The organism is Melissospora conviva (genome assembly GCF_049523535.1).
Classification (GTDB): Bacteria; Actinomycetota; Actinomycetes; order Mycobacteriales; family Micromonosporaceae; genus Melissospora; species Melissospora conviva.
This window is the reverse complement of the sequence record NZ_JBLLDT010000002.1, coordinates 325,707-340,392: the sequence shown is the minus strand read 5'-3', so window position 1 is coordinate 340,392 and position 14,686 is coordinate 325,707. Positions and strand designations below refer to the sequence as shown.

Below are 14,686 nucleotides of genomic sequence, written 5' to 3'. Positions count from 1 at the left end.
ACACCGTGCGCATGTTGATCACGCTGACGTCGCGGCAGACGGGGTCGGCTGATGTGGTCGTGGACGCCGATCCGGCCACCCCGGTGCGGGACATCGTCAAGAACCTGCTGGACAGTCTCGACCCGTCGTACATCGCGCACGGTCACACCCTCGGCGGCGGCCAGGTCTACCTGGACGACCGGCCGCTCGACCTCGGCCTGCCGCTGGCCGCCAGTGGCGTGCACGACGGTGCGGTGCTCTGGGTCGGCGAGCCGGGGCCCGCCCCGTACACCACCGGCGGGCTGATCACCGTCCGGGCCGTCTCGGGCACGGGGGCCGGACGGATCTGGTCGCTGGGCCCGGGTGAGCACCGGATCGGTTCGGCCCCCGGCTGCACGGTGCGGCTGGCGGAGGACGTGGCGCCGGTGGCCGGTGTCGTCCGGGTCACCTTCGACGCCCAGGTCCACGTACGCGGCGTCGACGGCTCGCTGCTGCTGGACCGCGAGGAGCTGGGCGCAGAGGAGGTCCGCTGGACGGAGACAGCCCAGTTGACGGCGCAGGGCACCGCGCTGGAGGCGCACCCGGTCCGCTGCCCGGACGCGGTCGTCGAACCCTCGCCGGAGAGTGAGTACCTCGACTACAACCGCCCGCCGCGGCTGCTCCCGCCGGTACGGCCGGACAAGTTCCGGATCCCCGCGGAGCCGAAGCCACCGACGCCGAACGCGCTGCCGTGGCTGGCCGCCGCACTGCCGGCGATCTTCGGCGGCGTCATGGCGCTGGTCCTGAAGAACCCGATGTACCTGATGTTCGCGGCGATGTCCCCGCTCATGGTGCTCGGCAACTGGTGGACCGGGCGGCGGCAGGGCAACCGCAGCCACCGCAGCCAGATCGCCGAGCACCAGGAGCGGGTGGCCGCGATCGAGGCCGACATCGCCGAGACGATAGTCCTGGAGCGCCACGACCGCCGCGTCGCCGCCCCGGACCCCGCCGAGCTGTTGATCGTCGCGACGGGCCCGCGGGCCCGGTTGTGGGAGCGCCGCCGCACCGACCCCGACCACCTCGTGGTCCGGGTCGGTATCGCCGACCTGCCCAGCATGATCACCGTCGAGGCCGCCGGTCAGGACCGGCGCACCGAGCCCCGGCAGCTGCACGACGTACCGGTCTCCTTCTCGATCGTGCGGGCCGGCGTCGTCGGTGTCGCCGGGCGCGGTGAATGGCCCCGCCGCCTGGCGCGCTGGATGACCGGCCAGCTCGCCGTCGCGCAGAGCCCTCGCGACCTGCAGCTCTATGTGCTCACCGATCCGGGCGGCGGTGAACTGTGGGAATGGGCGGCCTGGCTGCCGCACACCCGTCCGTCGCTGGGACAGCAGACCCTGACGCTGCTCGGCATGGACGCCGAGACGATCGCCCGCCGGATCGCCGAGCTGCTCGAGCTGACCGAGGCCCGCCGCCAGGCCCGGCTGAATGCCGGCGCGGGCGCGGTGATGGGTGACCCCGACGTGGTGGTCGTGCTCGACGGCGCCCGGCGGCTGCGGGCCCTGCCCGGTGTTGTCTCCCTCCTGCTGGGCGGCCCGGCCGTCGGCATCTACTTCATCTGTGTGGACAGCGACGAACGCACCCTCCCCGAGGAGTGCACGACCGTGGTCGTCGGCGGTGACGGGCTGCCGACGACGCTGCGTCAGCAACGGGCAGCCACGATCGAGGGCATCCGCGTCGACGAGGTGATCGACGACTGGTTCCCGACCACCGGTCGGCGGCTCGCCCCGGTTCGCGACGTCAGCGACACCCACGGTGATGCCGCACTGCCGCCCTCGGCGCGGCTGCTCGAGGTGCTGAGCATGGAGGACCCCTCGGTCGCCGCGATCAGCGCCCGCTGGACCGCCTCGCCCCGCAGCACCCGGGCGGTGGTCGGGTACAGCCTGGACGGCCCGTTCGCGCTCGACCTGGTCCAGCACGGACCGCACGGCCTGGTCGCGGGCACGACGGGCTCCGGCAAGTCCGAGTTCCTCCAGACCGTGGTGGCCTCGCTCGCCGTGGCGAACCGTCCCGACGGGATGAACTTCGTCCTCGTCGACTACAAGGGCGGAGCGGCCTTCAAGGACTGCGTCGATCTGCCGCACACCGTCGGGATGGTGACCGACCTCGACACCCATCTGGTCGAGCGGGCCCTCACCTCGCTCGGCGCGGAGCTGACGCACCGGGAGCACCTGCTCGCCGCGGTCGGCGCCAAGGATCTCGAGGACTACGTCGACTACTCCACCCGGCGCCCGGTCCCGGCGCCGATCCCGCGACTGCTGATCGTCATCGACGAGTTCGCCTCGATGGCCCGGGAGCTGCCGGACTTCGTCACCGGCCTGGTCAACATCGCGCAGCGGGGGCGGTCGCTCGGAATCCACCTGATCCTGGCCACCCAGCGCCCCAACGGCGTGGTCAACGCGGAGATCCGCGCCAACACCAACCTGCGGGTGGCGCTGCGGGTCACCGACGCCGGGGAGAGCGCCGACGTCATCGACGCCCGGGAAGCGGCGAGCATCTCCGCGGCGAACCCTGGGCGCGCGTACGCACGACTGGGGCACAGCTCGCTCATCCCGTTCCAGACCGGCCGGGTCGGTGGCCGCCGACCGCAGCAGAACCCGGCGGACGCCGTGGCCGCGCCCTTCCTGCACCCCGTGGGCTGGCTGGATCTGGGCAGGCCGGTGCCGCAGCGGCCCCGTACCGTGGTCGAGACCGACGAGGCCACCGACCTGTCGGTGCTGGTCTCGGCGATCCGGCAGGCGAACGACATGCTGGGCCTGCCCGCGCAGCGCCGGCCCTGGCTGCCGGCGTTGCCGACCGTGTCGGTGGTGGACCTGCCGGCCGAACCGCTCCGGGACGACCGGGGCGAACCCTCCTTCGCGTGGGCCCGGCAGGACCTGCCGAAGACGCAGCAGCAGGTGCCGCTGACGATCGACCTCTCGACCTTCGGCCACCTGCACATCGTCGGCGCGCCCCGGTCCGGCCGGTCGCAGGCCCTGCGGACGATCGCCACCGCGGCGGCCTCCGCCGCGAGCGTGGCCGACCTGCACCTCTACGGGCTTGACTGCGGCAACGGGGCGCTGCTGCCGATCACCCGGTTCCCGCACTGCGGCGCGGTCGCGCAGCGCACCGACGTGGAACGCGCCAGCCGGCTGCTGCGTCGTCTGCACGAGGAGGTGATGCGCCGGCAGAAGGTGCTCGGTGAGGGTGGATTCGCCGATCTGACCGAGCAGCGCACGACCAGCCCTGCCGCCGAGCGGTTGCCGCACATTCTGTTGCTGCTGGACCGCTGGGAGGGTTTCATGGGAACCCTCAGTGAGCACGACGGCGGTGCGCTGACCGATCTCGTGCACATCCTGATGCGGGAGGGTGCCAGCGCCGGCGTCCACCTGATCGTGGCGGGCGACCACAGTCTCCTGAGTGGGCGGATCGCCTCGCTCTGTGACGAGAAGCTGGTGCTGCGTCTCTCCGACCGCAGTGACGCCACCATGGCGGGACTCAATCCGCGGAAGATCCCGGAGAGCCTGCCGCCGGGCCGTGGCTACCGGGCGGTCAGCGCGATCGAGGTGCAGGTCGAGCTGGTGGCCGCGGACCCGAGCGGTCCGGCGCAGGTCTCCGCCATGCACGCCCTGGCGGCCCGGCTGACCGAACGCGAGGCGGCCGTCCCGAGACAGCTGCGCCCCGGCAAGATCGCCGCGATGCCCAGCCAGCTCACCTTCGACCAGGCCTGGGATTCGGTGGCGAAGCCGACCCCGGGGTGGGCGCTGATCGGTGTCGGCGGCGACGAGCTGGCGCCGATCGGCATGGATCTTCTCGGTGATCAGCCGACGTTCCTGATCGCCGGGCCGTCCCGTTCCGGCCGCAGCACCGCGCTGCGGGTGATGGCGGAGTCCCTGCTGCGCTCCGGTGCCGAACTGGTCATCGGTGCGCCGATGCGGACACCGCTGCTCGACCTCGCGGGCCGTCCCGGCGTACGGGGGATCATCACGGGTGAGAGCCCGGCCGAGGAGGAGTTCGCGGCTCTGGTCGACCCCGGGGAGGGGCCGGTCGCCCTGTTGATCGACGACGCCGAGGCGTGGCGGGACGTGCAGTGCCGGGACTGGCTGCGCCAGTTGATCCGTTCCGCGTCCGGCAGACGGCGGGCGGTCGTCATCGCCGGCGAGATCTCCTCGGTGGCGATGGGCTTCTCGGGCTGGCAGGTGGAGGTCAAGAAGAACCGGCGCGGTGCGCTGCTCTCCCCACCGACCCTGAGCGCCGGAGACCTGGTCGGCGTCCGGCTCTCCCGGGCGAACCTGGCGGAGCGGGTGGTGCCCGGGGCCGCCCGGGTGCACCTGGGCGACGGCACCTTGCAGACGGTCCAGGTGCCGTTGCTGGAGCCGGCCGGGGCCGGCGAGTGAAGGCGATGACAGTGGAAGCGGTGATGTGATGGCGGACATCGTTGTCAAGGACCTGGGTGGTCTGGTGCGGGATCTCAACCAGCTGATCAGCGAGTTCGAGGGCGCGTTGGATTTCCAGAATGCTTACAAGGGGCAGTGGGGACAGCACAACGCGAACCTGTCGATGGGGGACTTCGCCGACAACTGGACCGGCAGCCGCGACAAGATGGTCGAGGCGATGAAGAAGTTCCGCGATTCGGTGGAGGGTGCCGACCAGGCGTGGACCGAGGCCGAGCGGCAGATGCTTGACAGCCTCGGGGAGCCGAAGTGAGCGATCGCCGCGTCGGTACTCTCCGGGCCGCCGATCCCTCCGAAATCGAGGCTGCCCAGAAGCGCTACCAGCACATCTCGATGACGATTGACGACGCGGTCGCCAAGCTGCAGAAGATCGTCGATGCGGGCGAGGAAGGGCTCCGGGGGGAGTGGGTCGGTCCGCTCAAGAAGGACGCAGAGTCCCTCAAGGGCGACCTCGGCAAAGCCGCAGTGCGCTACCGCGACGTCGCCACCGAGATCAGGAAGTACGAACCGGAGTTGCAGCACGCGATCACCGAGGTCGCGGCCGCCACCGCTGCGGAGGACGACGGGAACGCGTCGCTGACCAGAGCGAATGCGATGCCGGACCCGCAGAAAGGCCCCGACGGCGTCATCCCGCCGGAGGAGGAGCAGAAGGCCGCCGAGAAGAAGCGTGCGCAGGAGGAGGCGGCGTCGCAGACCACTGCCGCGAAGAACCGGCTGGTCAACGCGCTGAACGACCTGGACGTGGCCGGCAAGCGCCTCGGCGACGCGGTGAACTGCAAGAACTACGACGACGGGCTGACCGACAAAATCAACTGGCGGGTGATGGCCATCTTCAAGAAGATCAGCGAGATCTTCGGAATCATCGCCATGGTTCTGACCGCGCTGGCCTTCTTGATTCCTGGTCTGAACGTACTCGCGATAGCCGGCATGGCCGCCGGCGCTGTCACCCTGATAGCCGACAGCGTCCTGCTGGGCGGCGGCGACGGCAGCGTGCTCAGTGTCGTCCTCGGGGCCGTCGGACTCGGCTTCGCCGGACTGGGCGCGGCGTTCGGCCACATCGCCAAGACGGTCGACGGTGCCACCAAGTTCTTCAAGGGGCTCCCGGCCCTCAGAATCAGACCGGGCGCGATCGTGAACGGGCGGGTGACGATCGAGCTGTTCGACTTCAGCAAGCCGATCGCGATCGCCGCCAAGCCTGGTTTCTTCGCCGCGGGGAAGACCTGGTGGAACGGGCTGTTCGGTGCCGGATTCAAATCCGGCTTCGTCGACCTGGGGAAGAGCTTGTGGGCCGGCCTGTCCGGTGCGGCAACGTTCAAGAACGTGACCTTCCTGAGCGGCCTCTCCTTCGGAAGCGGCTTCGCTCAGATCGCGACCGGTTTCAAAGCGATCTTCGCGTCCTGGAACTTCGTCAGCCAGTTCTTCAATCTCGGCGCCGGTCTGATCGTCGCCGGCCTTCAGGCAACCGAGAATCCGCTGCTCAAGGACGCCTGATGAGATCACCGCTCGGCGAAGCGCCGACGACGGATGAAGGCTCGGCCGGCGCCTTCGAGGTGTCCTGGTTCTGGGACTGGGTGCCGGGTGCCGAAAGCGATGCCACGGAGCGGAGCGCCTGGCGGAAGTCGGTGGCGGGCGTCCTTGACGACTGGGTGGGTGAGAAGGTCGCTGCCGCCCGGGCCGCCTGGCCCGCCGATGCTGCCCAGGAATTCCCGTTCACCGTCGAGGAGATGGGCGCCGCGGTGGCGGGTGACCTGCTGGAGCGCGCCGACGACGTGCCCGCGAACTGCCGTCTCATCTGGGGCGCGGGGTTCGTCGGCGACGAGGCGCGCTGGCTGCCGCTGGTCGTCCTGGCCGAGTTCCGCCAGGCCCGCCCCGACGACTCGGCCTACCTGATGGCCGTCGTCGGCGCCGAGGGGTTTGACGACGACGTCAGGGAGCCGAACGTCGAGTACGTCAGCACCGCGCACGGCGACGGCATCCGGGTGCTGGCGCTGGCCCGTTCCGAGGATGAAGGGCTGCACGGCCGGGTCAACGCGGCGCTGCGCCTGGAGGGCGGTTCCGGATCAGGGACGCCGGCCGCCGGCGACGTCGATGTCCTTTTGACGACGCGGGTCACCGGGTTGGATCAGCTCGCGGTGATCGGTTTCGGTGTGGAGGCGCTGATGAACATGATCGCCACCCAGTTCGCCGCGGGGCCCGAGGACGACAAGACGGTACTGCGGCTCGTTCCCCCAGCCGGACCGGGCCTGTCATGATCGATTTTGAACTGATCGTCCCCGACGGCTGGGCACACATACCCACCGCGCCCGAGATGAGCCGGGTCCGGGAACAGATCATCAGGGGCATCGTCCGGCACGCCCTGCCCGACACGCTGCCGCGGGACAAGGCCGGCCCGTGGCGCCGGATGCTGACCCGCGAACTCACCGAGGCCACCGACGAGGCCGAGCGGCAGGGCGCCCGAGCGGTGGTGTTGCCGGTGCAGGAGATGGCCGGGATGCGCCTGCCCGGCACGCTCCTGCTCTCGGTGATCGAGGACCCCGACGAGTCCTCCGATCCCCGGACAGTGCTGGACTCGCTCCTCGCCGACGCCGGCACCGCCGGCATGGCGCTGGAGATCGGGGGCTGCCCGGCCGTCCGGGTACGGCAGATCGTCGACAGCGGCCCCGTCAAACGCAAGACCCCCGCGGTACGCGTCAACTACTACGTGGCGGCGCCGGACGCACCCGGCGTCTGGGGGCTGCTGACTTTCACCGTGCTGACCGACGGTGACGTCGACGCCGAGCCGGTGCAGGCCATCGTGCTGCTCTTCGACACGGTCGTCGGCACCCTGCGCTGGGCCGACAACGTCGACGTGCCGACCGAGGACGAACTGATCGAGCAGGCATCCCGTACCTGATGGAAGGAATTTCACGCTGATGTTCCGGATGCCGAGGCCGAGTCGCCCGGTGCTCCTCGGCTCCGTCCTGTCGCTGGTGGTCCTGACCGGGATCTCCTCCTTCGTGACGCGGCAGGTGGCCAACGCCACCGCGCCGCTGGCGGCCAACCAGGTCTCGGCGGCGGACGTGCGGATTCTGGTGCGCGCGGCGTCGGCCTGCCCGGCGCTCACCCCCGCCCGGCTGGCCGGCCAGGTCATGGTCGCGTCGAACTTCGGCGACGAGCCGGTCCCCGAGATGCGCGACGGGGGTGCGGCCGGAGTCGCCGCGCTGACTCCCGAGCAGTGGCGACAGCATGCGCCGTGGCCCGGCGCCGAACCGACCGACCGTGCGGCCGCCATCACGGCCCTGGCGCATGCCGTTTGCCAGCTAGTCGGGCAGTCCCGGGCGCTGAAGATCGACGAGGATCCGTGGCGGGTCGCGCTGGCGGCCCACCGGCGCGGGATGGATCAGGTCATCGCCGCCGGCGGCATCCCCGACAACGCCAAGGCGTACGTGGACACCGTGGAGCGGTACGCCGCCTGGTACTCCCTGCAGGCGACCTTCGGCCCGGCCGCATCCGCGCCGACCGGCGCGCACCCGGTCGACGGGCCGGTCGTTGGAGTGCCCGAGGCGTATGTGAAGGCGGTTGTCGCGGCCGGAAAGGTCTGCCCCGGGATGCCCCCGGCCCGGATCGCGGCGCAGATCATGGTGACCTCCGGGTTCGATCCGCACCGGCTCGGTCCGGCTGGTGAGCAGGGCATCGCGCAGTTCCTGCCGGGAGTGTGGGCGGCCAATGTGAAGCCGGCCCCGGGCCGGACACCGTGGCAGCCGACCGTGGCGATCGCGGCTCTCGGCCGCACGATGTGCAAGCTCATCAGGCACTCCGGCGGCGAGTACGGCCCGGCCCTGGCCGCCTTCACCCGCGGCGACCCGCAGGCGACGGTGCCTGCTGCGCTGACCGATGCGGTGACCAGGGCAGAGACCGAGTACGCCAAGGACACCCGGCTCCAGGTGACGCCGACGGCCCCGCCCTCGTCCGCCCCGGCGGCACCGAGCAGGCCCGCTGCGAAGCCCAGCGCGGCTGCGCCCACGAAACGTGTGCGGGACAACCAGCCCGCGGTCAGGGCAGCCGACGGCCCGGCCCGCAGCTACGGGCCGTACTTCATCGTGAACCTGCGCACCGGCAACTGCGTCGACCTGCCCGACTACGGCGCGGGCACGCGGGACGGCGCGGTGGGGCTGTTCGCGTGCGCCAAGACCTACAACGACAACCAGGAGTGGATCTTCGAGCCGCGGGCCACCGACAGCGAGGGCTTCCACCTCTACTGGATTCGTAACGTCGACGACGGCTTCTGTATTGATCCTCCGGGTACGGGCGGGGTGGCGTCGAGCACCCCGCTCAGCGAGACCGGGTGCTTGGACCGGGACAACCAGTACTTCCGGCTGGAACCGAAGGTCGTCTCGGACGGGTGGCAGTACTACTGGCTGCGCAACACGGTGACGAACATGTGCCTCGACGTCCCCGGCGCGGGCACCGGCGGCACGGGTGTGCAGCTGGCACTCGTCCCGTGCCTCTCCGGTGACGACCATGAATGGGCTCTTGTGGAGGAGTCCGAGTGGTGAGGAGAGAGCCGGCGATGATGCTCCGCAAGCTGACACTGGCCGTGGTCCTGACGGCCGCGATGACCGGCGTGGGCTTTCCTTCCGGGGTGGCCGCAGCAGCGCCGGGCACCGCCGCCGACCAGCTCTACTACACGGTCGCGCCCTCCTACCAGGGCGCGCCGGAGAACCTCTGGCAGATCGCGGACCGGTTTCTGGGCGATGCGGGACGGGCCGGTGAGATCCTCGAGCTCAACTCGGGGCGCGTCCAGCCCGACGGCGGCCGGCTCGCCGATCCGAGCCGGCTTGCCGCCGGCTGGCAACTCGTGCTGCCCTGGGACGCGGTCGGCGCCGGGCTGCAACGCGGTCCGCTACCGGCCAAGGCCGGTGGCTCCTCCCGCTGTGGCTGGGACGCGAGTGCCCCGGCGGTGGCGTTGTGGGGGCAGACTCTGCTGACACCGAACCGTGCCTGGTCCACCACGGACGGCTCGGGTGTCAAGGTCGCGGTGATCGGCTCGGGCGTGGACGGTGCTGCCGACGCACTCACCGGCCGGGTCACCGCGGGAGTCGACATCGCCGCCGGTTCCGGCGGCGGCGACACCGGCTGCGAGGGGACCGGGACCTCGCTGGCCGGCATCGTCGCCGGTGACGACGGTGAGAACGGCGCGCGCTTCGGTGTGGCGCCGGGGGCACGGATTGTGCCGATCAGGGCCGGTGCCGCCCGGCTCTCGGCGGCTCTCGCGGCGACGGGCATCGAGGTCGCGGCCGACACCGGCGCACAGGTCGTGCTGGTCGGCATCGGCGTCGATGCTGCCGACCCGGTCTTGCGCGCGGCGATCAGCGACGCGATCGCGCGGGATGTGGTGGTGGTGCTGCCTGCGTCCGCGGCCGCCGAAGCCGCGGACGGACTGCTCCGCGTCGGCGCCGTCACCGCTGACCGGCAACCGGCCGACGACCATCCGGTCGAGGCGGTGGACCTGCGGGCGCCCGGCGTCGCGGTGGCGAGCATCGGCCGGCCCGGCACCGGAGCGGAGTACGCGGCAGCGTTCGTGGCCGGCACGGTCGCGCTGGTCCGTTCGGCCCACCCCGAGCTCGGCGCTGCCGACGTCACCCGGCAGGTGCTGGCCACAACGGTGGAAGGAATGGTCAGTCCGGTCGCCGCCGTCACGACGTCGCTGCCCGCGGGAACCGGTGTCGACACGGACCCGCAGGCCCCCGAAGGCGGTCTGGCAACGCTGAGCCGGGTCCTCTTCTGGATCGCGGTCGTCCTGGGTGTGCTGACGCTCCTGACGTTGCTGCTGCAGCGTCCGGCCCGCCTGCTGGGCGAGATGATCACCCGTCGCCGGGCGCACCGGCAGGCCCTGGCTGCCCGGGCCCGGATCAGCGACGACAACGACGACCCGTTCTGGAAACCGCCGAACAGCGGCGGGCCGTCGGGCCGGGGTGAGGTGGCCGAGCTCCGCGGACCGGTGCGGTAGCGAGGTGGCGGGGCCTCAGCCTGCCCTCGGGCGGGCGCGCACGTGCAGACGCTCGCCCTGCGGCCCGAAGAGCCCGAGCGCCTCGGCCGGCTCCGCGCCGGGATTGGACAGGGCGTGCGGGGTACGTGTGTCGAACTCGGCCACCTCGCCCGCGGTCAGGATCAGGTCGTGCTCACCGAGCAGCAGCCGGAGGCGACCGGAGAGCACATAGAGCCATTCGTAACCCTCATGGCTCTGCTGTCCTCGCTCACACTGCGGCGTGCCCGGCGGCAGGATCAGCTTGAAGGCCTGCAGACCTCCGGGCCGGCGGGTCAGCGGGAGGTATGTGACACCGTCGCGGACGATGGCCCGGGGGCGCACCCGGGGATCGCCCGTGGCCGGGGCGTCGACCAGCTCGTCCAGGGGCACCTGGTGGGCGCGGGCCAGCGGCAGCAGCAGTTCGAGGGTGGGTTTGCGCCCGCCGGACTCCAGGCGCGACAGCGTGCTGACCGAGATGCCGGTGAGCTCGGCGAGCTGGGCCAGCGTGGTGCCGCGCCGCTGCCGCAGGGCACGAAGCCGGGGGCCGACCGCCGCCAGGGTGGCCGCCTCGTCATTTGCCATACCGGCAACATTACTTGTCGAGATGATGGTCGCGGGGGCAGTGTCCGGGGTGCCTACGAGGAGGGGAGCGCAGCATGCGCGAGGAGACGTACGACGTGGTGGTGGTCGGCGGGGGAGCGGCCGGGCTCAGCGGGGCCCTGGCGCTGTCACGCGCCCGCCGGTCGGTGCTGGTCATCGACGGCGGGCAGCCGCGCAACGCACCGGCCGGGCACGTGCACAACTACCTCACCCGGGACGGCGCGTCCCCCCTCGACCTGCTGACGGCAGGGCGGGACGAGGTCACCCGGTACGGCGGCGAGGTGATCGACGGGGCCGTGACGCAGGCGCGACGTGACGGGGAGACCTTCCTGGTGACGCTCGCGGACGGCCGGAGCACCCGGGCCCGCCGGCTGCTGGTCACCACCGGGCTGCAGGACGAACTGCCCGACGTGCCGGGGATCGCGCGGCGCTGGGGACGCGACGTGCTGCACTGCCCGTACTGCCACGGCTGGGAGGTCCGCGACCGGCGCATCGGCGTACTGGCGACCGGGCCGCTCGCCGGGCATCAGGCGGAGCTGTGGCGGCAGTGGAGCGCGGACGTGCTCCTCCTGACGCACGAGACGGCACCTCCGGCCGGCGAGGATGCCGACCGGCTCGCCGCCAGGGAGATCGTGGTCGTCGAGGGCGCCGTGACCGCGCTCGAGGTCGTCGATGACGCGCTCACCGGCGTGCGACTGGCCTCGGGGGAGGTCGTCGCCCTCGACGCGCTGGTCGTCGCACCCCGTTTCACCGCCCGCGGGGAGCTGCTGGCGGAGCTCGGGGTGACGCCGGTCGACGTCGAGATGGCCGGTCACACCGTCGGCAGCCAGGTGCCGGCCGACGCGAACGGCGCCACCGCCGTCGCCGGTGTCTGGGTCGCGGGCAACGTGGCCGACCTGCGCGCCCAGGTCGTCACCGCGGCCGCGGCCGGCCTCAACGCCGGCGCGGCGATCAACGCCGATCTCGTCGCCGAGGAGACCCGCCAGGCGGTGGACGACTACCGGCACCGGGCCCGCACGATGTTCGAGGCGCCCGCCTGGGAGGAGCGCTACCAGGCCGCCCCCGCGATCTGGAGCGGCCGCCCGAACGCCCAGCTCGTCGCCGAAGCCGCCGGGCTCGCCCCCGGCCGGGCCCTGGACGTCGGCTGTGGTGAGGGCGCCGACGCGCTCTGGCTGGCCGAACGCGGCTGGCAGGTGACGGGAGTCGACATCTCCACCACCGCTCTGGAGCGGGCAGCCGCGCACGCCGCCGAGCGGGGCGCGCAGATCGCCGAGCGTACCGACTGGGTCCACGCCGATCTGCGCGAACAGCCGCCGGCCGAGGGGGCGTACGACCTGGTGTCCGCGCACTTCATGCACCTGCCCGGCGATGCCCGGCGCGACCTGTACGCGCGGCTGGCCGCCGCGGTGGCCCCGGGGGGCACCCTGCTCATCGTCGGGCATCACCCCCGCGACCTGCGCAACCGGGGGCACCGGATGCACTTCCCCGGGATGATGTTCACCGCCGAGGAGATCGCGGCCGAACTTGACCCCGCGGACTGGGACCTGCTGGCCGTGCAGACCCGGCCCCGTGCCGCTGCCGGCCACGGGGGAGAGGAGGTCACCCATCACGACGCCGTGCTGGTCGCCCGGCGCCGGTGAGCCCCGCGGGCGACAACCAGAGCTGTCCGCTCAGTCCCGTGGCGGTTGGGCGGGCGGCTTGCCCGCAGGTGGCTGCGCCGCGGACTCCAGCATCCGCTCGATCTGCTTGCCGGTGGCGGCGTTGCGCTCCTCGGCGTCGCGGAACGCCTGGGCGATCTCCTCGGTGCCCTTCTTCAGGTGCGCGAGCTTGCCGGCAAGAGTCTGCAGGTGGCTCTCCATGTTCGCCGTCGACCGGGTCAGTGTCTGCCACTGCAGCCGGGCGTCCTCGTACGCGCCGAAGGGCGTGGCGTCCGGCACGGTCTGCGGGCTGTCGTTGTCGCCCTTCATTCGCTCCTTGATGCGTTCCATCTCGGTGCGGACGGTGTCGTCGACGTACTGCTGCAGCCGGTCGATGTAGTCCGCGGCGGCGGCAAGGTCCTCGACGCTGACGGTGAGACCAGCTGTGTCCGGTGGCCCGATCGCGGTCATGAACTCGTCCCCTCGTCACCGATGCCTTAATCGGTCCGTACTCATTGGACGGCGAGAATATCTGGTTGGTCCCGTTTCAGCGAAGAATGCCAGGGGGTGCCGGCTCGTACGCGCCCCACGGATCGTCGTCCCTGAACGACCAGTCCAAGCGGTCGGTGGCCGGGTCGCCGTATCCCATGCTCTCCTGGCCCGGCAGCGGGCCGGGGCCCGTCGACGCACTGGCCGCGCTGCGCAGCGCGCTCGCCGGGCTGGTCATCGGCGGGACCCGGCCGTTGCCGCCGCCGACCATGCCGGGAACGGCGCCCATCCCCATTCCGCCGGCCGCGCCGCCGCCGATCCCGCCGGCGCCGGGACCGGGCGAGCCGGAGCCGAGGCCGCCGAGCGGGTGCGGCACGCCACCGCTGCCCAGCCCGGCCGCACCGACATGCCCACCGGCGACGGTTGGCGCACCGGCTCCGGCGAGGCTGCTGCCGTAGGCGCCGCCGCCTGCGGGAAAGCCGGTTGGCGTCGAGGCGTCCCCGCCGCCGTGGATGCCCGCGTCGCCGGAGTCGCGCTGGTCCGGTGCGCGCACGACCAGCTTGGGACGTTCGGCCTGCACCGCCGACGGCAGTGGGGACATGGCGTCGTTGGCCAGCTGCTGATTGGCGTTGTACCACTCGTCCAGCTGCAGGACGGTGTCCCACAGACCGCCGCGTCTGCTGCCGGCGGCCAGCCCGTCGAGCTTCGTCGTCGCGTTGAGCTCATCGGCCTTCTCGCGGAACGCGCCGTCGGCGTACGCGGCGGGATTGCTCTGGTGGTCCTTGCGCAGCGCCGCGAGGAAATCCGCAGCGCTCTGCGCGTCGTGGGCGCCGTCGAGTGGGGTGCCGTTCGGCAGGGTCCACCCGAAGTCGTCGGTCATCGGGATCGGGATGTTCGCCACCGCCTTGCGCAGGTCGCCGTCGATCCGGGACAACGCCCCACTGACATCGCCGGCGGTGGCGATCAGCTCCTCGATGCTCTTGCCGATCTCGGCGAGGTGCTCGCGGTATGCCTCGCCGCCGCTGCCCTTCCACCCGGCGAGCATCGCGGGCAGGCCCTCGGCCTGTGGGCGTTGCGCGTCGGCCGCGCCCGGCTGGACGGACGACCGGCCCACCAGCTCGTCGCGCAGGTATCCCAGCGCGGTGGCGAGGCTGTGCCAGCCCATGCCCACGGAGGCGACCGTCTCCGGGTCCCCGGCGATCGTCACCTCACGGACGCACTGCTCCCAGCTTCTCTCTGCCACGACAGCTGTCCCTTCAGGCCCGGGCGGTTAGGGCGTTCATGTTGTCCGTCCCTCACCGTGCTCATCGATCCGCGCGCATAGGACAGTGACCATATCGGGCCGGTGGCGTTTCCGGGCGTCCGGCCTCAGCGGCCGCGCACCGAAGGCGGGCGGGATGTTGCCATTTGCCGTCTGACCTGCTGTCGATCACGGCAATATATTGACGGCAATCGCTTTGCGGGGCGAGGATCGGCGGTGCGGGGTGCGGACAGGTCCGAGCCGC

11 protein-coding genes are annotated in these 14,686 nt (G+C 71.8%); 8 read left to right on the top strand and 3 right to left on the bottom strand.

Going from position 1 to position 14,686, the window contains the following annotated elements:
- Positions 1-11 precede the first annotated feature (11 nt).
- From ACK8GG_RS06695 to ACK8GG_RS06665, 7 genes are read left to right on the top strand one after another with little or no spacing between them, the layout of a single operon-like run.
- Positions 12-4,391, top strand: a complete 4,380-nt coding sequence (locus ACK8GG_RS06695; RefSeq protein WP_440352917.1) for an FtsK/SpoIIIE domain-containing protein — start codon at positions 12-14, stop codon at positions 4,389-4,391.
- Between the two features lie 28 nt (positions 4,392-4,419).
- Positions 4,420-4,701, top strand: coding sequence for a hypothetical protein (locus ACK8GG_RS06690; RefSeq protein WP_440348844.1), 282 nt, complete (start codon positions 4,420-4,422; stop codon positions 4,699-4,701).
- On the top strand, positions 4,698-5,939 hold the full coding sequence (locus ACK8GG_RS06685; protein ID WP_440352918.1) for a hypothetical protein: 1,242 nt from the start codon (positions 4,698-4,700) through the stop codon (positions 5,937-5,939). The genes ACK8GG_RS06690 and ACK8GG_RS06685 overlap by 4 nt, the downstream gene beginning before the upstream one ends.
- Positions 5,939-6,700: a hypothetical protein gene (locus ACK8GG_RS06680; protein ID WP_440355844.1), complete on the top strand. Its 762-nt coding sequence runs from the start codon at positions 5,939-5,941 to the stop codon at positions 6,698-6,700. Before ACK8GG_RS06685 ends, ACK8GG_RS06680 begins: the two co-directional genes overlap by 1 nt.
- Positions 6,697-7,341 carry a hypothetical protein gene (locus tag ACK8GG_RS06675; RefSeq protein WP_440352920.1) on the top strand — a complete coding sequence of 215 codons (645 nt, stop codon included), beginning with the start codon at positions 6,697-6,699 and terminating at the stop codon, positions 7,339-7,341. The genes ACK8GG_RS06680 and ACK8GG_RS06675 overlap by 4 nt, the downstream gene beginning before the upstream one ends.
- Positions 7,342-7,369: 28 nt before the next feature.
- Positions 7,370-8,983 carry an RICIN domain-containing protein gene (locus ACK8GG_RS06670; RefSeq protein ID WP_440355843.1) on the top strand — a complete coding sequence of 538 codons (1,614 nt, stop codon included), beginning with the start codon at positions 7,370-7,372 and terminating at the stop codon, positions 8,981-8,983.
- Positions 8,977-10,437, top strand: coding sequence for a S8 family serine peptidase (locus ACK8GG_RS06665; protein ID WP_440355842.1), 1,461 nt, complete (start codon positions 8,977-8,979; stop codon positions 10,435-10,437). Before ACK8GG_RS06670 ends, ACK8GG_RS06665 begins: the two co-directional genes overlap by 7 nt.
- A gap of 15 nt (positions 10,438-10,452) precedes the next feature.
- Here the strand turns inward: ACK8GG_RS06665 and ACK8GG_RS06660 are convergent, their stop codons facing one another.
- Positions 10,453-11,037, bottom strand: coding sequence for a helix-turn-helix domain-containing protein (locus tag ACK8GG_RS06660; RefSeq protein WP_440352923.1), 585 nt, complete (start codon positions 11,035-11,037; stop codon positions 10,453-10,455).
- 74 nt (positions 11,038-11,111) lie between these two features.
- On the opposite strand from ACK8GG_RS06660, the gene ACK8GG_RS06655 reads away from it, so the two are divergent.
- On the top strand, positions 11,112-12,695 hold the full coding sequence (locus tag ACK8GG_RS06655; protein WP_440355841.1) for a methyltransferase domain-containing protein: 1,584 nt from the start codon (positions 11,112-11,114) through the stop codon (positions 12,693-12,695).
- Between the two features lie 30 nt (positions 12,696-12,725).
- On the opposite strand, the gene ACK8GG_RS06650 is transcribed toward ACK8GG_RS06655, so the two are convergent.
- Together ACK8GG_RS06650 and ACK8GG_RS06645 are read right to left on the bottom strand one after the other, a co-directional pair.
- On the bottom strand, positions 12,726-13,163 hold the full coding sequence (locus ACK8GG_RS06650; RefSeq protein ID WP_440348836.1) for a hypothetical protein: 438 nt from the start codon (positions 13,161-13,163) through the stop codon (positions 12,726-12,728).
- A 76-nt stretch (positions 13,164-13,239) separates the two neighbouring features.
- The gene (locus ACK8GG_RS06645; RefSeq protein ID WP_440355840.1) at positions 13,240-14,424 is read right to left on the bottom strand and encodes a hypothetical protein; all 1,185 of its coding nucleotides are present in this window, start codon (positions 14,422-14,424) and stop codon (positions 13,240-13,242) included.
- Between the last annotated feature and the right edge of the window lie 262 nt (positions 14,425-14,686).